The organism is Sphingomonas hankookensis, from assembly GCF_028551275.1.
GTDB classification, from domain to species: Bacteria; Pseudomonadota; Alphaproteobacteria; order Sphingomonadales; family Sphingomonadaceae; genus Sphingomonas; species Sphingomonas hankookensis_A.
Genome location: NZ_CP117025.1, coordinates 507,539 through 527,192 on the forward strand (window position 1 = coordinate 507,539; position 19,654 = coordinate 527,192).

Annotated in this window: 25 protein-coding genes; 14 read left to right on the forward strand and 11 right to left on the reverse strand. The window is 67.6% G+C overall.

Going from position 1 to position 19,654, the window contains the following annotated elements; translation table 11 throughout:
- Positions 1 to 127: 127 nt before the first annotated feature.
- Genes PPZ50_RS02530 through hemE form a run of 4 tightly spaced genes read right to left on the reverse strand, consistent with a single transcriptional unit; the run spans position 128 to position 2,238 of the window.
- The gene (locus PPZ50_RS02530; protein WP_066692597.1) at positions 128 to 460 is read right to left on the reverse strand and encodes a hypothetical protein; all 333 of its coding nucleotides are present in this window, start codon (positions 458 to 460) and stop codon (positions 128 to 130) included.
- Positions 460 to 798, reverse strand: coding sequence for a hypothetical protein (locus PPZ50_RS02535; protein WP_066692598.1), 339 nt, complete (start codon positions 796 to 798; stop codon positions 460 to 462). Before PPZ50_RS02535 ends, PPZ50_RS02530 begins: the two co-directional genes overlap by 1 nt.
- A 13-nt stretch (positions 799 to 811) precedes the next feature.
- Complete coding sequence (locus PPZ50_RS02540) at positions 812 to 1,267, reverse strand: CopD family protein (protein WP_066692600.1); 456 nt, start codon at positions 1,265 to 1,267, stop codon at positions 812 to 814.
- Positions 1,264 to 2,238, reverse strand: coding sequence for a uroporphyrinogen decarboxylase (hemE, locus tag PPZ50_RS02545; protein WP_232308030.1), 975 nt, complete (start codon positions 2,236 to 2,238; stop codon positions 1,264 to 1,266). Before hemE ends, PPZ50_RS02540 begins: the two co-directional genes overlap by 4 nt.
- 385 nt (positions 2,239 to 2,623) lie before the next feature.
- On the opposite strand from hemE, the gene PPZ50_RS02550 reads away from it, so the two are divergent.
- The 11 genes from PPZ50_RS02550 (at position 2,624) to PPZ50_RS02600 (ending at position 9,499) form a co-directional block, all read left to right on the forward strand.
- Positions 2,624 to 3,442, forward strand: coding sequence for a pyruvate, water dikinase regulatory protein (locus tag PPZ50_RS02550; RefSeq protein WP_066692608.1), 819 nt, complete (start codon positions 2,624 to 2,626; stop codon positions 3,440 to 3,442).
- Positions 3,439 to 4,035, forward strand: a complete 597-nt coding sequence (locus tag PPZ50_RS02555) for a Maf family protein (protein ID WP_084401709.1) — start codon at positions 3,439 to 3,441, stop codon at positions 4,033 to 4,035. Before PPZ50_RS02550 ends, PPZ50_RS02555 begins: the two co-directional genes overlap by 4 nt.
- A complete protein-coding gene (locus PPZ50_RS02560; RefSeq protein WP_066692610.1) occupies positions 4,032 to 4,841 on the forward strand; it encodes a shikimate dehydrogenase family protein in 810 nt (269 codons plus the stop codon). The genes PPZ50_RS02555 and PPZ50_RS02560 overlap by 4 nt, the downstream gene beginning before the upstream one ends.
- A gap of 117 nt (positions 4,842 to 4,958) precedes the next feature.
- Positions 4,959 to 5,555, forward strand: coding sequence for a dephospho-CoA kinase (gene coaE, locus PPZ50_RS02565; protein ID WP_066692616.1), 597 nt, complete (start codon positions 4,959 to 4,961; stop codon positions 5,553 to 5,555).
- 7 nt (positions 5,556 to 5,562) lie between these two features.
- Positions 5,563 to 6,249 carry a DNA polymerase III subunit epsilon gene (gene dnaQ / locus PPZ50_RS02570; RefSeq protein WP_066692621.1) on the forward strand — a complete coding sequence of 229 codons (687 nt, stop codon included), beginning with the start codon at positions 5,563 to 5,565 and terminating at the stop codon, positions 6,247 to 6,249.
- 58 nt (positions 6,250 to 6,307) lie between these two features.
- Positions 6,308 to 6,907 (forward strand): ribosome hibernation-promoting factor, HPF/YfiA family, encoded by a 600-nt coding sequence (gene hpf / locus PPZ50_RS02575; protein WP_066692624.1) that lies wholly within the window; start codon positions 6,308 to 6,310, stop codon positions 6,905 to 6,907.
- Between the two features lies 1 nt (position 6,908).
- Positions 6,909 to 7,376, forward strand: a complete 468-nt coding sequence (locus PPZ50_RS02580) for a PTS sugar transporter subunit IIA (protein WP_066692627.1) — start codon at positions 6,909 to 6,911, stop codon at positions 7,374 to 7,376.
- Positions 7,336 to 7,827 (forward strand): PaaI family thioesterase, encoded by a 492-nt coding sequence (locus PPZ50_RS02585; RefSeq protein ID WP_066692629.1) that lies wholly within the window; start codon positions 7,336 to 7,338, stop codon positions 7,825 to 7,827. The genes PPZ50_RS02580 and PPZ50_RS02585 overlap by 41 nt, the downstream gene beginning before the upstream one ends.
- A complete protein-coding gene (locus PPZ50_RS02590) occupies positions 7,824 to 8,159 on the forward strand; it encodes a DUF1491 family protein (protein ID WP_066692630.1) in 336 nt (111 codons plus the stop codon). The genes PPZ50_RS02585 and PPZ50_RS02590 overlap by 4 nt, the downstream gene beginning before the upstream one ends.
- A 166-nt stretch (positions 8,160 to 8,325) precedes the next feature.
- Positions 8,326 to 8,955 (forward strand): cell wall hydrolase, encoded by a 630-nt coding sequence (locus tag PPZ50_RS02595; protein WP_084401711.1) that lies wholly within the window; start codon positions 8,326 to 8,328, stop codon positions 8,953 to 8,955.
- 46 nt (positions 8,956 to 9,001) lie between these two features.
- Positions 9,002 to 9,499 (forward strand): MmcB family DNA repair protein, encoded by a 498-nt coding sequence (locus PPZ50_RS02600; protein ID WP_066692631.1) that lies wholly within the window; start codon positions 9,002 to 9,004, stop codon positions 9,497 to 9,499.
- 177 nt (positions 9,500 to 9,676) lie between these two features.
- On the opposite strand, the gene PPZ50_RS02605 is transcribed toward PPZ50_RS02600, so the two are convergent.
- From PPZ50_RS02605 to PPZ50_RS02630, 6 genes are all read right to left on the reverse strand, one after another.
- A complete protein-coding gene (locus tag PPZ50_RS02605) occupies positions 9,677 to 10,438 on the reverse strand; it encodes a TIGR02186 family protein (RefSeq protein ID WP_066692633.1) in 762 nt (253 codons plus the stop codon).
- The gene (locus tag PPZ50_RS02610) at positions 10,435 to 11,349 is read right to left on the reverse strand and encodes a sulfite exporter TauE/SafE family protein (RefSeq protein WP_066692636.1); all 915 of its coding nucleotides are present in this window, start codon (positions 11,347 to 11,349) and stop codon (positions 10,435 to 10,437) included. The genes PPZ50_RS02605 and PPZ50_RS02610 overlap by 4 nt, the downstream gene beginning before the upstream one ends.
- A gap of 46 nt (positions 11,350 to 11,395) precedes the next feature.
- Positions 11,396 to 12,418: a hypothetical protein gene (locus tag PPZ50_RS02615; RefSeq protein WP_272815701.1), complete on the reverse strand. Its 1,023-nt coding sequence runs from the start codon at positions 12,416 to 12,418 to the stop codon at positions 11,396 to 11,398.
- Complete coding sequence (locus PPZ50_RS02620; RefSeq protein WP_066692640.1) at positions 12,415 to 13,806, reverse strand: glycosyl transferase family protein; 1,392 nt, start codon at positions 13,804 to 13,806, stop codon at positions 12,415 to 12,417. The genes PPZ50_RS02615 and PPZ50_RS02620 overlap by 4 nt, the downstream gene beginning before the upstream one ends.
- Before the next feature lie 227 nt (positions 13,807 to 14,033).
- Positions 14,034 to 14,543: an RcnB family protein gene (locus PPZ50_RS02625; protein WP_066692644.1), complete on the reverse strand. Its 510-nt coding sequence runs from the start codon at positions 14,541 to 14,543 to the stop codon at positions 14,034 to 14,036.
- A gap of 204 nt (positions 14,544 to 14,747) precedes the next feature.
- Positions 14,748 to 15,221: an outer membrane protein assembly factor BamE gene (locus tag PPZ50_RS02630; protein WP_066692842.1), complete on the reverse strand. Its 474-nt coding sequence runs from the start codon at positions 15,219 to 15,221 to the stop codon at positions 14,748 to 14,750.
- Positions 15,222 to 15,339: 118 nt separating this feature from the next.
- Here PPZ50_RS02630 and PPZ50_RS02635 point away from each other — a divergent pair, with 118 nt between their 5' ends.
- Both PPZ50_RS02635 and PPZ50_RS02640 read left to right on the forward strand, forming a co-directional pair.
- The gene (locus tag PPZ50_RS02635) at positions 15,340 to 15,849 is read left to right on the forward strand and encodes a ubiquinol-cytochrome C chaperone family protein (RefSeq protein ID WP_066692646.1); all 510 of its coding nucleotides are present in this window, start codon (positions 15,340 to 15,342) and stop codon (positions 15,847 to 15,849) included.
- On the forward strand, positions 15,846 to 16,364 hold the full coding sequence (locus tag PPZ50_RS02640; RefSeq protein ID WP_066692648.1) for a YceD family protein: 519 nt from the start codon (positions 15,846 to 15,848) through the stop codon (positions 16,362 to 16,364). Before PPZ50_RS02635 ends, PPZ50_RS02640 begins: the two co-directional genes overlap by 4 nt.
- 143 nt (positions 16,365 to 16,507) lie before the next feature.
- Here PPZ50_RS02640 and PPZ50_RS02645 read toward each other — a convergent pair whose 3' ends face one another.
- A complete protein-coding gene (locus PPZ50_RS02645; RefSeq protein WP_066692656.1) occupies positions 16,508 to 17,152 on the reverse strand; it encodes a TetR/AcrR family transcriptional regulator in 645 nt (214 codons plus the stop codon).
- Between the two features lie 114 nt (positions 17,153 to 17,266).
- Here PPZ50_RS02645 and PPZ50_RS02650 point away from each other — a divergent pair, with 114 nt between their 5' ends.
- Complete coding sequence (locus PPZ50_RS02650; protein ID WP_066692659.1) at positions 17,267 to 19,504, forward strand: TonB-dependent receptor; 2,238 nt, start codon at positions 17,267 to 17,269, stop codon at positions 19,502 to 19,504.
- Positions 19,505 to 19,654 lie beyond the last annotated feature (150 nt).

The following is a 19,654-nucleotide window of genomic DNA, read 5'->3' on the forward strand; positions in this document are numbered from 1 at the left end:
AGCGATGGTGAGGCAAGGTCGGCAAACGGGGCGGACGCAAGCGGCTGGGACGGGCGCACCGAGGACCGGGCGCCACTGTCGCTCGACCTAGGTGGCGGTCGCAGTCAAGTCAAGCAGGTGCGGTGGTTCAGCGCGCCGGTTCGACCTTCGTCACGCCCGGATCGAGCTGCGCGAACAGCGTCGTCTTCGCCAGTATCTGCCGGGCACAGGGCAAGGCCGCCGCGTCGAGTGCCGCCTTTGCTCCAGGCGCACGCCGGATCCGCTGCACCGACGCCACGATGTCGGTCGCAGGCGCAGCACCTTCAACCCGGCCGATGAAATAGACCATCCCGGCAGTCAGCATCGCCCGCTGGCTCGACGGCTCGGTTTCGAACGATTGCGAAATGCTGGCGATGCAGCGCAGATCGTTCTCGACCGCGGGCGTCGCCGCCTGCGCCGCGACCAACAGCCATGCCAGCATCACTTCTGGTTCCGCTTTTGAAGATGTTCTCCCCACTTCGCGAGCGACCCGCTAATCTCACGCAGCTTGGCTACGCAGCGCGGTCTGGCCGCCTGTATCTTCGTGTTTCCTTCAGCGTCGTCGATCAATCGAACAAGATGGGCTGGATAGTCGAACCCGGGTGCAGCATGGTCGATACGACCCATAAAGTACATAAATCCGCCTTGCAGGCCGCTTTGCTCCTGCGGAGGCGCCTTGTTCGCGGTTGCCGCGATAATAGCGAGGCAGGTCAGATCATCCTCGACCCCCGCCGGCAGCGGCGCTGATACCGCCTGAATCAACGCCAACGCTATCCACATCGCCCATCCCCCTTCAGAACGGTTTGACCACCGCCAGCACGACCGCCGCGATCGCCGCCAGCGCGGGCAGTTCGTTCGCCAGCCGCAATTGTTTCGGCGTCAGCGTCGGCCGCCCCGCCGCCAGCTTCCTCGCATAGCCGACCGCCCAGCCATGATAGCCGCTCAGCAGCACGACGACGAGCAGTTTGGCGTGCAGCCACCCCAGCCCGGCGCCGCCGTCGAACAACCCGACATTGGCCGCAAGCAACAGCCCCAGCACCCACACGACGACCATCGCCGGCGTCAGGATCATCCGCTTGAGCAACGCCTCGCGCCGGATCCAGCGCGGCGGCTCTGCCGGGTCGGACAGCCCCTCCTGATGATGGACCAGATAGCGGGGCAGCATGAACAGCCCGGCCATCCAGAAGATGACGAACACGATATGTGCCGCCTTCATCCACAGATAGGCGCCGCCCAGAAACCCGCTCATGCCCCGCGCACCCGGGCCAACAGCGCCTCGACATGCGCGATCGGCGTATGTTGGCCGATCCCATGGCCGAGGTTGAAGACATGGGGGCGTTCCGGAAAGGCGTCCAGCACGCGCATGATGGCACCGTCGAGCGCCTCTCCGCCAGCCAGCAGCGCCAGTGGATCGAGATTGCCCTGCACCGGCATTCCCGGCGGCAGGACGGCATCGGCCCACACCGGGTCGACCGTCTCGTCCAGCCCGATCGCATCGATACCGGTCTCGCGGGCATAGCGGGGCAGCTTGCCGCCCGCGCCCTTGGGGAAACCGATCACCGGCACACCGGGCCGGCGCTGATGCAGCGCATCGACGATCCGAGCGGTAAACCCGATCACCCAGTCGTCGAACTGCGCCGGGCTGAGGCTGCCGGCCCAGCTGTCGAACAACTGGACCGCTTCGACCCCCGCATCGATCTGCCCCACCAGATAATCGATGGTCAGGTCCGCAATCGCCTCCAGCAGACCGGCAAAGGTCGCCGGATCGCGATAGGCAAGGCTCCGGCTCGCTTCATGGTCCTTCGACCCCTGCCCCGCCACCATATAGGTCGCGACGGTCCAGGGTGATCCGGCGAACCCCAGCATCGTCACATCGGCCGGCAGACGGGCCACGGTACGCCGGACCGTCTCGTACACCGGATCGAGCCGGTGGAAGGGATAACCGCCCTGTGACAGGCCGGGAATGCCCGCCAGCAGCCCGTCGAGCAGCGGCGGGTTCAGCCGCGGCCCTTCGCCGGGGCCGAAGGTCAGGTGCTGCCCCATCGCCCACGGGATCATCAGGATGTCGGAGAACAGGATCGCGCCATCGAACGCGAACCGCCGGATCGGCTGCAGCGTAACCTCCGATGCCGCCTCCGGATCGGTCGCCAGCGCGAGAAAGCCGCCCTTCTCCGCCCGGAGCGCACGATACTCCGGAAGATAGCGTCCGGCCTGTCGCATGAGCCAGATCGGCGGGACGGCAAGCTTCTCGCCGGCAAGCACGCGGAGAAGCGGTTTCGTGGGGACAGGACCGGTCAGCGTCGTCGCTCTCTCTACTATAAAGTAGAATCTAAATGGGTGGTTGGAAGCAGTTGGGGCGTGGATAGCGGGGCTTATGGTGGATTACCCGAAATGCCAACAGATTGACCCTATGGGAGTCGCTCGAATCCGTCGATTCCAATGAAGCCATCCACACTATCCACAGGCTGTTGGCTGAATCGCTCCCTGTGTCGGGATTGTGGATAATCTGGGCATGAAACAGGGCTTTCCCACAGCTTGGCGGACCGGCCGAGTTGCGCTAGCCCCTGCCCCCGACTTATCCACAGCCTTGTGCAGAAAGGCGCCGATGCGACTGCACCTCCACCTCCTGTCCGACTCCACCGGCGAAACGCTGGAGAATATCGCCAAGGCGGCGCTGGCGCAGTTCGACGATGTCGACACGATGCGCCATTTCTGGCCGATGGTCCGTTCGGAAACCCATCTCGAACGCATCCTCGCCGAAATCACCGTCAATCCCGGGCTGGTGCTCTATACGCTGGTCAACCCGGCGATCCGGCGGATGCTGGAGGCGCGCTGCGCCGCACTCGGCCTGCCGATCGTCGCGCCGATGGATGCGGTCAGCAACGCGCTGTCCAGCCTGCTGGGACAGGAGGCCAAGGCGCGGCCGGGCCGTCAGCACAGCCTCGACGCCGCCTATTTCGCCCGGGTCGATGCGATCCAGTGGACCATCGCCCATGACGACGGCATCGCGTCGGAGGACTGGGAAGAGGCCGATATCGTGCTGGCCGGCGTGTCGCGTTCGTCGAAGACGCCGACGTCGATCTATCTCGCCAATCGCGGGTTCAAGACCGCGAACATTCCGATCGTGGTCGAAAGCCCGCCGCCGCCGATCCTGTTCACGCTTAAAAAGCCGCTGGTCGTCGGGCTGACCACCAGCGCCGACCGGTTGATCGCGATCCGGCGCAACCGGCTGTTGTCGCTCAACCAGATGCCCGACACCGATTATGTCGAACAGGATGCCGTGATACGCGAACTGTCCTATGCCCGGCGGATGTTCGCCGACAATGGCTGGCCGGTGATCGACGTTACCCGCCGCTCGATCGAGGAAACGGCGGCGGCGATCATCACCCTGTGCAACGACCGCAAGCTGGAGGCCCGCGCATGAGCTTCATCCTCGCCTCGATGAGCGCCACCCGCCGTGCGATGCTCGACGCGGCCGGCATTCCCCATGACGCGATGGCCAGCGGGCTGGACGAGGAAGCGGCCAAGGCGGCATTGGCGGCCGAGAACCTCAAACCCCGCGACCTCGCCGATGCGCTGGCGGAGATGAAGGCGATGCGCGCCGCCACCCGCGTCGGCGGGGCGATGGTGCTGGGTGGCGATTCGGTCGTCGCGCTGGCCGATGGCACCGTGCTCGACAAGCCGGTCGACCGCGCCGATGCCACCGCGCATCTCCGCGCCCTGTCCGGCGGACGCCACGACCTGTTCAGCGCGGCGGTCTTCGTCGAAGGGGGCCGCCCGGTGTGGCGGCATATCGGCCATGCGAAGCTGACTGTCCGGCCCTTGTCCGATGCCTTCATCGACTCCTATCTCGATGCCGAATGGCCCGCGATCGCCGGCTGTGTCGGCTGTTTTCGGATCGAGGGGCCGGGTGTGCAGCTGTTCGACCGGATCGATGGCGACCATTGGACGATCCTCGGCATGCCCTTGCTCGAAATCGCGCGCTATCTGCGCCAACGGGGAAAATTGCCCGCATGAAACCCTATGCGGAGGTGATCGGCGACCCGATCGCCCACTCCAAATCGCCGCTGATCCACGGCTTCTGGCTCGACCAGTTGGGACTCGATGCCGAGTATCGAAGGTTCCACGTGAAACCTGACGATCTCCGAGCCTATTTCGAGAGCCGCCGTACCGACCCGCACTGGCGCGGGTGCAACGTCACCGTGCCGCACAAGCTGGCCGCGCTCGACCATGTCGCCGATCCCGGCGACGTGCGCGGTTCGATCGGCGCGATCAATACCGTGTTCCGTGGCGAAGGTGGTGACTGGATCGGCACCAATACCGATTCGGCGGGGTTCCACGCCCCGATCGCCGGTCTCGACCTGACGAAACAGCCGGTCGCGGTGATCGGTGCGGGCGGCGCGGCGCGCGCGATCCTGTTCGCCTTGTCGCGGCTGGGTGTCGGACGCGTGACCTTGCTGAACCGCAATCCGCTGAAGGCAGCGGCGTTGCTGTCGACCTTCGGCCTGAAGGGCGACGCCTTGCCGCTCACCGCTCCCCTGCCTGCGGCGAAGCTGCTGGTGAATGCCAGCACGCTCGGCATGACCGGTCAGCCCCCGCTGGAAATCGACCTGGCACCGCTGCCCGAAGATGCGGTGGTATATGACGCGGTCTACGCCCCGATCGAGACACCGCTGCTGGCACAGGCCCATGCGCGCGGGCTCGATACCGTCGACGGCCTCGAAATGCTGGTCGGGCAGGCGGCACTGGCGTTCGAACTGTTCTTCGGAGTCGCCCCGCCGCGCGACCGCGACGACGCCTTGCGGGAACGGTTGCTGGCGTGAGCGATCCGCGATCGAACCGTACCCTCGCGCAGGCGGGGGTCCAGAGTACCACGCGCAACCGCCGCGTTGCTTGGCCCTGGATCCCCGCCTGCGCGGGGATACGCGAGTGAGACGCCCATGACCCACATCCTCGGCCTCACCGGATCGATCGGCATGGGCAAGTCGACCGTCGCGCAGATGTTCCGCGACTTGGGCGTGCCGGTGTTCGATGCCGACGCCACCGTCCATGCGCTGCAAGGCCCGGACGGCGCGCTGCTGCCCGCGATCGAAGCCGCCTTCCCCGGCACCACCGGCCCGACCGGCATCGACCGCCCGACCTTACGCGAACGGATTTTCGCCGATCCGGACGCACGCCGACGCCTCGAAGCGATCGTCCATCCGGCCGTCGCAGCCGAGCGGCAACGCTTCCTCGACGCCCATCGCGAAGCCCCGCTGGTCGTGCTCGACGTCCCCCTCCTTTTCGAAACCGGCGGCGACTCGCGCTGCGATTCCGTAGCGGTCGTCTCGGCCGCACCCGAGGTTCAGCGCGCCCGCGTCCTCGCCCGCCCCGGCATGACCGAGTCGGCGTTCGCAGCGATCCTCGCCACCCAGATGCCCGACGCCGAAAAGCGCGCTCGTGCCCAACATCTTATCTACACCGATACGACACTCGCCGCGAAACGGGCGCAGGTCGCCGCGCTGGTCGCTTGCATGGGGCTCCGCGAAGGCGGATAAGGTGGGAATGCGTGAAATCGTGTTCGATACCGAAACCACCGGCTTCAAATTTTCGGAAGGCGACCGACTGGTCGAAATCGGGTGTGTCGAACTGGTCAACCGGGTCGAAACCGGCGCCACCTTTCACGCCTATTTCAATCCCGGCCGATCGATGCCGAAAGAGGCGGAGGCGGTCCACGGCCTGTCCGATGCGTTCCTTGCCGACAAGCCGGCGTTCCACACCGCGATCGACGACCTGCTCGCCTTTATCGGCGACAGCCCGCTGGTCGCGCACAATGCCAATTTCGACTTCGGCTTCCTGAACGGCGAACTGGGCGCATGCGGGCGCGATGCGATCTGCCTGAGCCGCATGGTCGACACCCTCGCCATCGCGCGCAGCCGCCATCCCGGCGCCAAGCATACGCTCGACGCGCTGTGCGTCCGCTTCGGCATCGACCGCAGTCGCCGCGTGCTGCACGGCGCGCTGCTCGACGCGCAGCTGCTGGCGCAGGTCTATGTCGAGCTGATGGGCGGTCGCCAGATCGGCTTCGGCCTCGACGCCACGCCGACCCTCGTCGCGGAAGTGGTGGAGACCGTTGCCCCCTCGCGCGTCCGCCCGCCGCGCCAGTTTTCGGCCAGCGCGGCCGAACTCGCCGTCCACGCCGCGTTCGTCGGCACATTGAAGGACCCGTTATGGGGCCAGTCGCCGACCTGAGGCGTTGACACCACCCGCTTTGAGCGGCTCACAGGATTTCACAACGACGGAGGATTACATGGACATCCGGGTTTCGGGGCACCAGGTCGACACCGGGGACGCGCTGAAGGAGATGGTCCAGGAGCGACTCCAGGGCATCGCCGACAAATATTTCCAGCGCGCGATTTCGGCGACCGCGACGTTCAGCAAGGGTCCGCACGACAATGGCTTCGTGTGCGACATCGTCTGCCACGTCACCCAGGGCCTCGTCCTCAAGGGGCATAATAGCGGACAGGAGGCGCAGGGCGCGTTCGTCGGTGCCGCCGACAAGATCGAAAAGCAGCTGCGTCGCTACACCCGCCGCCTGAAGGACCGCAACGCCGCGCAGGTCGTGGCGATGAACGAGGCCGGCGGGTACGACAATGGCTTCGACAATGCCGGCTACACCGTGTTCGGTGGTAGCGAGCAGGAAGAGGAAGAGGTCGCCGACGCGCCCCTCATCATCGCCGAGACCCGGGTCGATGTGCCCGACGCCAGCGTGTCCGACGCGGTGATGATGCTCGACCTGCGCAACACCAACGCGCTGCTGTTCAAGAACAGCGGCACCGGATCGTTCAACATGGTCTATCGCCGCCATGACGGCACGATCGGCTGGGTCGAACCCAATCGCGCGGCCTGACTTGTACGATTTCCATGATCTCGTGACATCTGAAACGGTGCTGGCGGACGTGTCCGCCGGCACCCGCAAGGCATTGTTCGCGCATATCGCCTCCGTCGCGCAGGACGCGGCGGGGGTCGATCCGAAACTGGTCGCCGACCGCATGGCCGACCGTGAGAAGCTGGGCACCACCGCGTTCGGCGGCGGCATCGCCATTCCCCATGCCCGGATCGACTGTCCCGACAGCGTCTTCGGCATCTTCGTGCGGCTGGATCGCCCGATCGATTTCGCCGCGGTCGACGAATTGCCGGTCGACCTGATCTTCGCGCTGTTCTCGCCGCTGGATGCGGGCAGCGACCATCTGAAGGCTTTGGCACGGGTGTCGCGCGCGCTGCGCGACGCGGCGTTCCGGGCCAAGCTGCGCGGGGCCGGGTCGGCCGACGCGCTCTATGCGCTGCTATCGGGTGTCGAGGCGCGTGACGCAGCCTGATGTGCCCGCCGGGGAAGCGGCGCATTTCCGGGCATTGGAGGCGCTCTATGCTGCGGCGCCGATCAACCGGCTGTTCGATTCCCGGCTGGAGATCGTCTCCGCCGGGGTGGCGCGCATCCATTTCAGCATCGACGAACGCCATTTCCATGCCGCCGGCGCGGCGCATGGCACGACCTATTTCAAGATGCTCGACGACGCCGCCTTCTACGCCGCCAACAGCCTCGTGACCGATCGCTTCCTGCTGACCACCGCCTTCAACCTGCTGCTCCAGCGGCCGCTCGGCCCTGGCCAGGTCATCGCCGAAGGGCGCTGGGTATCCGGCAAGCGTCGCGTGTTCATCGCCGATGCGCATCTGATCGATGCCGATGGCGAGGAAGCGGCACGCGGCACCGGAACCTTCATGAAAAGCCGGATTCCGCTCGCCACCCTGCCCGGCTACGCCCAGCCATGAGCGACTGGCCGACGGCGCTGCGCGTCAACGCCTTCGCGCGCGCCGTCGAGGCAGCCGGCGGGACCGCCATGGTGCTGGCGCGGGGGGACCGCGAATCGGGCGTCGTGCTGCTGCTGGCGATGGATCGCGACGGCACCGCTCGCCTGTTCGAGCGCGAACGCGATCTCGACGGTCGTGCCCGGATCGTGCAGCGCAAACCCGATCTTGTGGGTGAAGCCGCGCTGACCGACTATTGGCAGGGTCGCCGCCGCAACGATCCCGATTTGTGGGTGATCGAGGCGATCGTCGCACGCCCCGAACCGCTCGCCGCTGAAACCCTGTGGGCCGATTGACGGCGCGACTCGTGCACCCCTAAGCGCTGTGCATCGGAGACAAAGCGCTGGGCCGACCGGGTTGGGTCGGTGGCGTAGTCGGGGGCAAACGCCAAAGTTGCATGTGGCCATAGGTTCCACGTGGAACGTGTGTTGGCGCAGGTCGACCGCAAGCTAGTGACGACGGATGAAGCTGCGCTTCCCGATGGTGGTGCTTGCCGCCATGACCCTGTTCGCCGGACTGCCCGCTGCCGTATCGGCAGAGGAAGCCTCGCCCGGTTCCGTCACTAACCTGTCCGTCCCGGCAAAGGTTCCCGTCCGCTTCGCCCCTGCCCAGGAAATCGTACAGGACATTGCGGCCAAGCCCGAGCCGGCCGACGATGCGGTCGACCCGACCGATGCCGACTATGCCACGCTGGCCGCCGCCGTCGCCGCACAGCCCGCCACGATCGACGACGAAGAACTCAACTGCGTCGCGATCGGCGTCTATTATGAATCGAAGGGCGAACCGTTGACCGGCCAGCTCGCCGTCGCCGACGTCATCCTCAACCGCACCAAATCGGGCCGCTTCCCCGCCTCGGCCTGCGGCGTGCTGACCCAGCGCAGCCAGTTCTCGTTCGTGAAGGGCGGTCGCCTGCCCGATGTCGACACCAGCCGCCCGGCGTGGAAGACCGCGGTCGCCATCGCCCGCATCGCCCGCAACGACCTGTGGAAAAGTCCGGCAGAAGGCGCGCTGTTCTTCCACGCACGCCGCGTCAGCCCGAACTGGGGCAAGACCCGCGTCGCCTCGCTCGGCAACCATATCTTCTACCGCTGAGCCGACCACTCTTTCCTTGTTCGCATAATGTTCCTATACTCCACCGATGGCCAGTATCGCCCTCGGTGCCCGACCCCTCGCCCCTGATACCCATCCGCTGATCGCGGCGGAGGTCGCGCGCGGTGTCACGCGCATGTTGCTGGCGCATGATCTGACCGCGATGGCGGAGGTTCCGCTCGACGGCGGGCGGCGTGCCGACCTGATGGCGCTCGATGCGCGCGGGCAGATCGTCATCGTCGAGATCAAGGTATCGCGCGCCGACCTGCTCGGCGACGGCAAGTGGACTGATTATCTTAGGTCTTGCGACCGCTATTTCTGGGCGGTGCCGGCCGGGTTCGACGTGACGCCGCTATCGGGCGAGGCGTTCCTGCCCGAACGTACCGGAATCATCGTCGCCGACCGCTATGAAGCGACGATCCTGCGCGAGGCGTCGACCACCCCCCTGCCCGCCCATGTCCGCAAGCGCTGCACCCTCGCCTTCGCCCGCCGCGCCGCCCGCCGCCTGATCGGCGCGGTCGACCCCGAAGCGATCCAGGGCTTTTAGCATGTTCCTCTCCCATCGGGAGAGGGAGGGAGGCGCGCAGCGCCGCAAGGGTGAGGGCGACCCGGGGGAGACGAAGCGCCGTCCGGCGTGACAAACTGCGCGCGAGTGTGAACTTAGTGAACTTTGGAACGCGTCAGGACAATATATCCACGGATTGCAACGACTTAGCGACTTCGATCAAAACCGCCGCCACAGCGCCCCGGCGGCCCAGCCGAACCCGACCGACAACAACACCGCCGCCAATCCGTACCACAACGACGCCTCGTTCGCGGCGATCGCCACGAAGCGTTCGAACCCCGACTTGCGAATCTCGATATCGCGCACCGCCGCCGCCAGCACGCGCCCGTCGCGGATCAGGAAGGTTTCGGCGGTGAACTTGCCCACCGGCACCCGTGCGGGAATGGTAATCGACGCGCGGTACAGCACGTCGTCGGTGATCTCGACCGCGTTCGGCGTCTCGCGGTACAGCCCGGCGCGTTCGCGCAACGCCACGAACCCCCTGGCGAACCGCGCCTGATCATCGGCCGACGTGCCGGCGGCAGGCGACAATTGCAGGCTGTCCAACCCCAGCTCATAGATCGCGCGCGTCCGCTCATCGACCATCTGCTCGATCGGTCGGGCCGAAGCGATGGCGTAGAAGGACGGGGCCGAGCGATAGCGCATCCGGTCGGCATTGACCCAGATGCCCGCCACCTTCTCCTTTTCGCGCACCACGATCGACTCGGGCGGCCCCTTCACCACCACGACGATGTCCGCCGGCCGGTCGCCCTGCGGCACCCGCCCGCCGGGATACAGGATCGCCCCGAACAGCAGCAGTTCGGCCCCGGTGAACGAATAGGCGATCTGCACGTCGCGGGTCGACACATCGGGCACCAGCACCGGGGCCGCCGCGCCCATCGCCAGCGGTGCCAGCAGCGCAAGGGTCAGCGCGCGCCTCATGCCGGCTGCACCGTATAGATATCGTCGGGCCGCCACCCCAGCCCCAGCGCCATGCGGAACGCCACCGCCAGCACGATGATCGCCAGCGCGAGGCGGAGATATTCGGGCTTCGCCTTCTGCGCGAACCGCGCGCCGATCTGCGCGCCGGTCACCGATCCGACCAGCAGCAGCACCGCCAGCACGATATCGACCGCCTTGGTCGTCAGCGCATGGACCATCGTCGATGCGGCGGTGACGAACAGGATCTGGAACAGCGACGTGCCGACCACCACCCGCGTCCCCATGCCCAGCAGGTACAGCATCGCCGGCACCAGGATGAACCCGCCGCCGACCCCCAGCAGCACGGTCAGCATGCCCGTGGCGAACCCCAGCAGCAGCGGCGCGAGCGGCGAGATGTACAGCCCCGAGGCATAGAATCGCCAGCGCAAGGGGAGAGCCGCGACCAGCGGATGGTGCCGCCGCCGCGCCGCCCGCGGCGGGATCGCCCCGCGCAGCACGCGCACCGCGCCGATCGCTTCCTTCAGCATCAGACCGCCGATCGACCCCAGCATTACCACGTACAGGATCGCGATGACGGTATCGATCTGCCCGCTGGCTTGTAGCAGGCGGAACACGCCCGCGCCTGCCACCGACCCCAGCACGCCGCCCGCGACCAGCACCCAACCCATGCGGAAATCGACCCCGCCGCGCCGCAGATGCGCGAACACGCCCGACACGCTGGCCCCTGTCACCTGGCTGGCGGCGGACGCGGCGGCGACGGTCGGCGGGATGCCGTAGAAGATCAGCAGCGGCGTGGTCAGGAACCCGCCGCCGACCCCGAACATGCCCGACAGAAACCCGACCCCGCCGCCCAGCAGCACGATGACCAGCGCATTGACCGACAGGTTGGCGATGGGGAGGTACAGATCCATGGGCCTCCCGGTTACCGCGTTCGGAAGCGCCGTGCCACCCGGCGCGTCAAAAGTCGCTGCCGATCGTCAGCGCCGGCCCCGACCCCGGCGCCGCGTTACCCCCTACCCGCTGCCGCCAGGCGAGCGACACGCGTACCGCGCCCCGCCCGACCGGCAGCGACGCGACGGCGGACGGTCCGATATCGACCCGCGCCCCCTCCCGCTGCGCCCCGCCCCAGCTGCCGATCCCCAGCCGTAGCGCGCTGCGCCCGATCCTCGCCACCGGATGCAGCACCCGCGCCGCGCCATCGGCATAAGGTTCGATGCCGTCGCGCGCGACCGCGCCCGCCTGCCCATAGGCTTCCAGCGCCAGGTCGCCCGGCAACGCCCGGTCGATCCCGGCGATCACCCCCATGCCGGTCCCGCTGCGCCCGCTGTCGAGCGCCACGCGCCGTTCGACCACCAAGGCGACCGGCACCGGCAGCGGCCGCCATTCGATGCCCAGCGCCGCTTCGCGTCCCAGACCCGCCAGCGGGGTCGCCACCCGCGCCGCGACCGCCGCCTGCCCGTCCGGCGTCACCGGCAGGCGCAGCCGCATCCCGGCCTGCCCGCCGCCCAGCTGCACCGGACCGCCGCTTGCCGCGCCCGGCCGGGCAAGCGCCCACAGGCTGACCGTCATCGGTGGTCCGCCGGTAGGGGGCACCGGCGGCGACAGGATCGGCGCGGCACCACGATCGACCGGCTCGGCCGAGGCGAACCCGACCAGCGCCAGAAGCGCCAGCCGTACCCGGTCCGGTACAGCAGCCGGCGCATTTGCCGTGCCAGCCATGGTCGGCACCGATCGCGTGCCGACTGCGACCCTGGCCGGCATCGCAATCCTCTGTTGGCGCATCTGTTGTGCGACGTGACGACCCGGCGGAGCGGCAGCGATCGGGGAGACAAGCCCCGCTCCCTGCCCGCCCGGCAGCACGATCCGTACCCATCGGTCCGGCGGCAACCCTTCGGGCCACAGCAGCGCCACCCGCATCCCGACCCAGCCGACCGTGACCAGCGCCAGGAACCGCAGCGGCCGCCCGCGTGCCCGGCTCATCGATCCGGCAACCCGGCGATGTCGGGGAAATGATGCGCGGTCTTGTCCCAGCGCAGCGGCCGTCCGCGCAGCGTCGCGGCGTAGCGCACCACCGCCCGCCGCGCCGCGAGCAACGCGACCAGATTGCCGACCAGCATGCGCGGGATCGACCGCCATGCCTCGCCCCGACCATAGGCGCGGCGCACCAGGGCCCAGCGCATCGCCGTCCGCCACACCAGCAGGCACAGGTTGATCGCCAGCACCAGTTGCAGCGCCGGATCGACCACCGGTGCCACGCTGCCGCGCACGGCGTGCAGCATGCCGCTCGCCCCCCAGGCGACCAGCGCGCAATAGGCCACCGCCAGCACAGGGATAGCCAGGATCGCCCGCCGGTCGCGCATCCGCATCCAATGGTCGTGCAGTCCCCCGCCCGCCTGCCACCCGATCCGGTCCCATCCGGCAAGGGCAATGCCGGTCATCCACCGCGCCTTCTGCCGGACGGCGGCGTCGAGCCGCGCGGGGAAATAGGCGCGCACCGCTACCGGCGGCCCGCCCGCATCTTCCAGCACCCGCACGAACATCCCGCGCCCGCCCAGTGCCCGGACGGTCAGCCCCAGTTCGTAATCCTCGGTCAGGCTGGTATCGTCGAACGGCAATCCGCCGCGCCGCTCGGCGATGCGCGCGAGCATGTCGGCCGAAATCGCGCAGCCGACCCCGGCCAGCGGCAGCTCCGCCCCCAATGCGCCCCGCACCGGCAGCTGCCGGCCATGCGCCTCGGCAAACTCGTCGATATAATGGCCCGATACCCAGCGTGATTCGCGATCGGCCAGCGGCAGGACCGGGACCTGCACCGTATCGGCCCTGCGCAACAGGTGATCGTACACCCGCAGCTCGCCGGGATGGACCACATCCTCGGCATCGTGCAGCACCATCGCGGTAAACGGCCGCCCCTCCGCCGCGCCGTCGGCCATGACGGCGCGCCACAAGGCGTTCAGGCAATCGGCCTTGGTCGTCGGGCCGGGATGCGGGGTCAGCGTCAGCCGTACCCGGTCGTCCTCGGTCGCGACCGCGACGATCGCGGCAATGGTCGCCCGGTCGTTGGGATAGGCCCCGACATAGAGCCGCCAGTCGGGATGATCGAACCGCGCCAGCGTCGCACGCAGCATCGCGCCGATCACCGCCGCTTCGTCCCATGCCGGCACCAGCACCGCGATCCGCCCGCTACATCCCGCCACCGGGAAATCGGCCAGGGTAGCCTCGGGCGTGCGCCGCCACCATCGGCGCAGCGCGCGGACCAGGAACGCGCCATCGACCGCCAGATCGTCCAGCCCGCCGATCAGGAACCCGACACCGGCAAACAACATGGTTTCGCGCGCAATCGCGTCGATCCACGCGATGACCGCGTCCATCCCCGTTCCCCCGGAACCTGCCCCGGAACTTATCGTATAACGATGCGGTGCGGCGGAACAAGCAATTCGCCGCCACCCGCCGCACGTTCATCCTTAATATTTATCGATGACGATTGAACCGGCGGGGACTCGGGACGTTGGCGCAAACGGTCCTAAATCCCCCTTCGGGACTGGTGCCCCGCGCACCGGCCGCGCCGAGCGTATCGACGGCGCGGCCGAACCGGGCCTTACCAATAGAAGTTGCGGATCACGTCGACCACGCGTCCGCGCCGGTAATCGACCAGCACGACGTCGTTATAGTGCCGCACCCAGCGCTGGGCCCCCCGCGCGGGCGGCAGGCGATAGCGGCCCGGATCGGCGATCCAGTAACGCTGCGCATAATAGGGGCGACCGATCGCCAGCCCGGGGCGGAAGCTCTGATAGCGGAACGGCGCATTCCAGTTGCCGCGCGCATAGAGGTTGCGATGCCCCTGACGATAGGCGCGCCAGTCGTTCCGGCCCCATGCCCGTTCGCGCAGGTTCTGCCGATATTCCCACCGCGCCCGGTTCAGTTCGCGGCGTTCCTCGCGAATGTCGCGCGGGCTGCCATAGCGCAGCGCCTGGCGATATTCGCGCCGTTCCTCGCGAATATCCTGCCGGTCGCGGCGCAGTTCGTGGCGCGATTGCGCCATGGCGGGCGTGGCGACGGCGGGGAGGGCGACGGTGGCGGCCAGTGCCGCCAGGATGATCTTTCGCATCGGGATTGCTCCTTTCCTCGTGATGAGGATGCAATGCCCGAGTCCCGCTGAACGCTCCGCGAATGCGATCGTCAGGGTTTTGAAAGGCTTGGCGGACGAGCTTCCGGAAGAAAGCCGTCACCCCGGACCTGATCCGGGGTCCCGCTTCTTCCTTCCGCCGCCTGCTACGTTTGGCCGACGGCCGCCGAAACCGCGCCGCAATCCTTACTGGTTCGGCCCCGGCCCGCCGGTCCCCGGCGCGCCGACCGTGCCGATATTGCCGAACAGGTCGCGGAAGAAGTTCGATTCGCGGCCCAGCGTCGGGGTCTTCTTGTCCCACGGGCTGATGCCGACGACCTGGTCGACGCCGGTGCGGTCGATCTTGGTGACGTTGCCCGCCTGGTCGAACGTGATCTTCAGCGTCGTCTGGTCGACGGCGCGCGGGCGGTTGAACGCCAGGTTGCGGCTGTCGCGCGACAGATAGAACCATTCGCGGTCGGAAAACTGGCCGACGAAGGTCGGGGTGCCCAGCGTCTGCAACACCGACTGGCGGGTATCGACGCCCGGCTGCACCGCGTTCACCAGATCGGGGTCGATGACATATCCCTGATGGCTGCGCAGCTTCGTGCAGCCTCCCAGGCCCGCCGCGGCACAGGCGATCATCAGCGCCACGGCGCCACGGGTGGGGAAGCGAACCATAAAATCTCCGTCCAGCGAACGCGCGACCGGGCCCCTCGCGATTGCATCGCGCGGCCATGCGTTCAATATGACGGACCCGCGCCATCCACAAGTGCGCCCTTCATCTGCCCGGAGAGTCATGCCGCTATCCCGCCTGTTCCGTCGCGAACCGCCGCCGCGCATTGCCGCCACGCTGTATAACGCGGTCGTGGCACGCGGGCGGCAGCCGCACTGGTATCTGGCCGGCGCGGTGCCCGACACGCTCGACGGCCGGTTCGACATGATCGCCGCCGTGCTGGCGATGGTGATGCTGCGGCTGGAGCGCGAAGGGGCAGGGGCCGTGCCCGCCGCCAGCCTCGCCGAATGTTTCGTCGACGATATGGACGGACAGCTGCGCCAGATCGGGTTCGGCGACATGGTCGTCGGCAAGCATATCGGGCGGATGATGGCGGCGCTGGGCGGGCGGCTGGGCGCCTATCGCGACGGGCTGGCCGACGGCACGTTCGAAGCGGCGCTGGTGCGCAACCTGTATCGCGGCGACGCACCCGCCCCCGACGCCCTCACCCATGTCGCGACCGAATTGCGCGCCTTCCGCGCCGCGCTGGACGGCGTGGCCATCGACGACCTTCTTGCCGGAACCCTGCCATGACTCCCGAATTCCACCGTCCCGTCCGCATCGACCAGATCGGGGAGGGGGAGATGCGCCAACATATTTCCGCCGACACCGACGAACGCCGACGGCTGATGGGCCGCTTCAACCTGCTCGAGCTCGATTCGCTGGAGGCCGACTACAGCCTGCGCCGCGATGCCGCCGGCATCGTCGCGACCGGGCGACTGACGGCACAGGTCGCGCAACCCTGCGTCGCCAGCGGCGAACCGGTGCCCGAATCGGTCGACGAAGCCTTCACCCTGCGCTTCCTGCCCGAAGGCAGCGTGGAGGGCAGCGATGTCGAGCTGGACGACGATGCGATGGATACGATGTTCTACACCGGCGCATCGATCGACCTCGGCGAAGCGGCAGCGGAAACGCTGGCGTTGGCCCTCGACCCCTATCCCCGCAGCCCCCATGCCGAAGAAGCCTTGCGCGCCGCCGGCGTGCTGAAGGAGGAAGAGGCGGGACCGATGTCCGCGCTGGGCGGCCTCAAGGACCTGCTCAAGAAATAGGTTCACGCGAAGGCGCGGAGAGGAAGAGAGCAAGCTGCGAAGCAGCCCTTACTCTTCGCCATCACCGGGCGCGACGTCTCCCGAACGCGCGCCGCTCGCCAAGTATACAACCCCCCCGCGTCTCCGCGCCTCCGCGCGAACCCCTAAATGCCTTCCTTCGCGCCCTTCGCGCCTTCGCGTGAACCAAAAATCCCCCGCGCCAGTAGCGATGCGATGACATCCGCCACGTCCTCGGGCGACCGATCCTCGTCCCACACGCCGTAGCGCAGGCCCAGAAACACGTTCATCCCCATGATCGCCCAGGCATGCACCTCGGCCTGCGCATCCTCCGGCCCGGTGCGAATCCGCGCCGCGATCCGTTCTGCCGTGGTCGAATAATGCCGGCGAAAGCTCGCCGGATCGACGAACTCCGCCTCGTCGATGATCCGGTAGATTTCCTTGTGCGTCCGCACGAAGCGGATGAATTCCAGCAACCCCGCGCGCTCCGCCGCGATGCGCCCGTCCGCCCCGCGAATCGCCGGGGCGACATGATCGCGCACCTGCGCCGACATGTCGGCGACCAGCGCGCGGAACACCGCGTCCTTCGAATCGAAATAGGTGTAGAAACTGCCCAGCGCCACGCCAGCGCGGCGGGTGATCCCGCTGATCGATCCTTCGTGAAACCCCTTTTCCCCGAACTCGGCGGCGGCGGCGTCGAGGATGGCGCGCTGCGTCCGGCGACCGCGTTCGGTGCGCGGCATCTTGTCCACCGGCACGTTCCCGTCCGGCCCGGCAGCGTCGGTCGCCATGTTTTTCTCCTCTCCCCACGGGCATAAGTTGAAACCCGGTTCAGCTTTCAGTATAGCGAAGCGCAACGGCGTACAACCCGGCCAACGGGTGGCGTTCATGTCAGGGAGAGGTCGATGCGTCGCACATTCGGAATCCGCGCCAGTCTGTTGATGGGAGCGGCGCTCGCCGCATCGCCCGCGCTTGCGCAAACCACCGAAACCCCGCCCGCAGCCCCCGCCGACTCGGCCTCGGTGGTCGAGGATCAGGGCGACGGCGACATCGTCGTCACCGCGCGGCGGCGCGCCGAAAGCGTCATCGACGTGCCGATCGCCATGTCGGTCGTGACCGGCGACCAGCTGGAGCGCACCGGCGCGGTCGATATCACCGCCTTGCAGGACAAGACGCCCAACCTGACGCTGCAGATCGCGCGCGGCTCCAACTCGACGCTGATCGCCTTCAGCCGCGGCGTCGGGCAGCAGGATCCGCTGTGGGGCTTCGAACCCGGCGTCGGCCTGTATCTCGACGATGTCTATGTCGCCCGGCCGCAGGGCGCGGTGCTCGACATTTTCGACGTGGAACGGGTCGAGGTGCTGCGCGGGCCGCAGGGCACGCTCTATGGCCGCAACACCATCGGTGGCGCGATCAAGTACGTCACCAAGCGGCTGGGCAACGACTATGCCGCCACCGCCCGCGCCTCCTACGGCTCGTACAACCAGTTCGACCTGGTCGGGCAGGTGACGGTGCCGATCGGCGATACCTTCGCGATCGGCGGCGCGATCGCCCGCTACAAGCGCGACGGCTATGGCACCAACCTGACCACCGGCGCCGACCAATATGACAAGGACGTGCTCGCCGCGCGTGTCTCGGCGGAATGGACGCCGACCGATGCGATCTTCGTGCGGGTGGCGGGCGACCGCACGCTCGACCGGTCGAACCCGCGCCACGGCACCCGCCTCGTCGGCAACGGCAACGACCCGCGCTACGCCCCGACCGGCAATGTCTATGACACCCGCGCCGGCATCGGCGACCGCAACCGGGTGGTGGCGCAAGGGCTGTCGCTGACCGGCGAGTTCAGCTTAAGCGACCTGCTGACCTTCAAATCGATCAGCGCCTATCGCGAAGGCGCCACCAACACCGTCATCGATTTCGACAACACCGCGCTGCCCACGCTCGACGTGCCGGCGGAATATGACGACAACCAGTTCACGCAGGAACTGCAACTGCTGTTGCAGGGCGACCGGGTGCAGGGCGTCGTCGGTCTCTATTACCTCAACGCCACCGCATCGGGCGCGTTCGACACGGTGGTCGGCGGCCTCAACCTCACCACGCTGACCTCGGGCGAGGTCAAGACCAAAAGCTATGCCGCGTTCGGCGACATCAGCTTCGACGTGACCGACCGGCTGAAGATTTCGGGCGGCCTGCGCTATACGAAGGACGACAAGACCGGCACGGTGTTCCGCCGCAACTATGCCGGCATCCGCAGCCCCCGCTTCGGCAATGCGAACGCGGTGCCCGGCCTGATCCGCACCGATTACACCAACGACCGCAGCTTCGACCAGTTCACCCCGCGCGTCTCGATCAGCTATGAGCCGCGCCGCGACCTGAACCTGTACGCGTCGTGGGGCAGGGGGTTCAAATCGGGCGGGTTCGACATGCGCGGCGACGCGGTGTTCACCCCGACGACCGTCAATGGCTACGACCCCGAAAAGATCACCAGCTACGAAGTCGGCATGAAGGGCGCGTTCCTCGACCGCACCCTGTTCCTCAACATGGCCGGCTATTATTCGCGCTACACCGACCAGCAGGTCACGATCCAGGTGCCCAACATCGCCGGCGGCATCGCCAGCTTCGTCGATAACGCCGGCAAGGCCGACATTTACGGGCTGGAGATCGAGGGGCGGATGGTGCCGTCGCGCAATTTCTCGGCACAGGTGTCGTTCGGCTACACCAATGCCGATTACAAGGAATTCCTGACCTTCATCGGCGGCGGCACCACCCCGGTCGATGTATCGAACCAGCGCGTGTTCCAGAATACGCCCGAATTCACCGCCGCCGCATCCTTCACCGCCTCGACCGACTTTGCCGGCGGATCGCTGTCGGTGACGCCCGAAGTCACGTTGCGCAGCGACTATGCGCTGTTCGAGATCCCGACGCCCGCACTCGACCAGGACGGCTATGCGCTGGTCAACGCCGCCGCCAACTGGATTTCGGGCGACGGCCGCTACCGGCTCGGCATGGCGCTGCGCAACCTGACCGACCAGCGCTACCGGGTGGGCGGCTACAACTTCCCCGGTGCGGTTTTCGGCAATTCGATCATCGGCTATTACGGCCCGCCCCGCACCGCGACCGCAACGTTCGAAGTGAAGTTCTAACCAAGGCTCCTCCCCACATCGTGGGGAGGGGGACCAGCCGCAGGCTGGTGGAGGGGCAGGGCCGCGATCGCTGACGTAGCGTGTGGGGCAATGCCCCTCCACCATGCTACGCATGGTCCCCCTCCCCGCGGAGCGGGGAGGATTTAGAGG

What these genes read in the sequence shown, in the direction of transcription:
- PPZ50_RS02530 (WP_066692597.1), bottom strand. Translation starts at nt 460, where the DNA reads ATGCTGGCATGGCTGTTGGTCGCGGCGCAGGCGGCGACGCCCGCGGTC.
- PPZ50_RS02535 (WP_066692598.1), bottom strand. Translation starts at nt 798, where the DNA reads ATGTGGATAGCGTTGGCGTTGATTCAGGCGGTATCAGCGCCGCTGCCG.
- PPZ50_RS02540 (WP_066692600.1), bottom strand. Translation starts at nt 1,267, where the DNA reads ATGAGCGGGTTTCTGGGCGGCGCCTATCTGTGGATGAAGGCGGCACAT.
- hemE (WP_232308030.1), bottom strand. Translation starts at nt 2,238, where the DNA reads ATGCGACAGGCCGGACGCTATCTTCCGGAGTATCGTGCGCTCCGGGCG.
- PPZ50_RS02550 (WP_066692608.1), top strand. Translation starts at nt 2,624, where the DNA reads ATGCGACTGCACCTCCACCTCCTGTCCGACTCCACCGGCGAAACGCTG.
- PPZ50_RS02555 (WP_084401709.1), top strand. Translation starts at nt 3,439, where the DNA reads ATGAGCTTCATCCTCGCCTCGATGAGCGCCACCCGCCGTGCGATGCTC.
- PPZ50_RS02560 (WP_066692610.1), top strand. Translation starts at nt 4,032, where the DNA reads ATGAAACCCTATGCGGAGGTGATCGGCGACCCGATCGCCCACTCCAAA.
- coaE (WP_066692616.1), top strand. Translation starts at nt 4,959, where the DNA reads ATGACCCACATCCTCGGCCTCACCGGATCGATCGGCATGGGCAAGTCG.
- dnaQ (WP_066692621.1), top strand. Translation starts at nt 5,563, where the DNA reads ATGCGTGAAATCGTGTTCGATACCGAAACCACCGGCTTCAAATTTTCG.
- hpf (WP_066692624.1), top strand. Translation starts at nt 6,308, where the DNA reads ATGGACATCCGGGTTTCGGGGCACCAGGTCGACACCGGGGACGCGCTG.
- PPZ50_RS02585 (WP_066692629.1), top strand. Translation starts at nt 7,336, where the DNA reads ATGCGCTGCTATCGGGTGTCGAGGCGCGTGACGCAGCCTGATGTGCCC.
- PPZ50_RS02590 (WP_066692630.1), top strand. Translation starts at nt 7,824, where the DNA reads ATGAGCGACTGGCCGACGGCGCTGCGCGTCAACGCCTTCGCGCGCGCC.
- PPZ50_RS02595 (WP_084401711.1), top strand. Translation starts at nt 8,326, where the DNA reads ATGAAGCTGCGCTTCCCGATGGTGGTGCTTGCCGCCATGACCCTGTTC.
- PPZ50_RS02600 (WP_066692631.1), top strand. Translation starts at nt 9,002, where the DNA reads ATGGCCAGTATCGCCCTCGGTGCCCGACCCCTCGCCCCTGATACCCAT.
- PPZ50_RS02605 (WP_066692633.1), bottom strand. Translation starts at nt 10,438, where the DNA reads ATGAGGCGCGCGCTGACCCTTGCGCTGCTGGCACCGCTGGCGATGGGC.
- PPZ50_RS02610 (WP_066692636.1), bottom strand. Translation starts at nt 11,349, where the DNA reads ATGGATCTGTACCTCCCCATCGCCAACCTGTCGGTCAATGCGCTGGTC.
- PPZ50_RS02615 (WP_272815701.1), bottom strand. Translation starts at nt 12,418, where the DNA reads ATGAGCCGGGCACGCGGGCGGCCGCTGCGGTTCCTGGCGCTGGTCACG.
- PPZ50_RS02620 (WP_066692640.1), bottom strand. Translation starts at nt 13,806, where the DNA reads ATGGACGCGGTCATCGCGTGGATCGACGCGATTGCGCGCGAAACCATG.
- PPZ50_RS02625 (WP_066692644.1), bottom strand. Translation starts at nt 14,543, where the DNA reads ATGCGAAAGATCATCCTGGCGGCACTGGCCGCCACCGTCGCCCTCCCC.
- PPZ50_RS02630 (WP_066692842.1), bottom strand. Translation starts at nt 15,221, where the DNA reads ATGGTTCGCTTCCCCACCCGTGGCGCCGTGGCGCTGATGATCGCCTGT.
- PPZ50_RS02635 (WP_066692646.1), top strand. Translation starts at nt 15,340, where the DNA reads ATGCCGCTATCCCGCCTGTTCCGTCGCGAACCGCCGCCGCGCATTGCC.
- PPZ50_RS02640 (WP_066692648.1), top strand. Translation starts at nt 15,846, where the DNA reads ATGACTCCCGAATTCCACCGTCCCGTCCGCATCGACCAGATCGGGGAG.
- PPZ50_RS02645 (WP_066692656.1), bottom strand. Translation starts at nt 17,152, where the DNA reads ATGGCGACCGACGCTGCCGGGCCGGACGGGAACGTGCCGGTGGACAAG.
- PPZ50_RS02650 (WP_066692659.1), top strand. Translation starts at nt 17,267, where the DNA reads ATGCGTCGCACATTCGGAATCCGCGCCAGTCTGTTGATGGGAGCGGCG.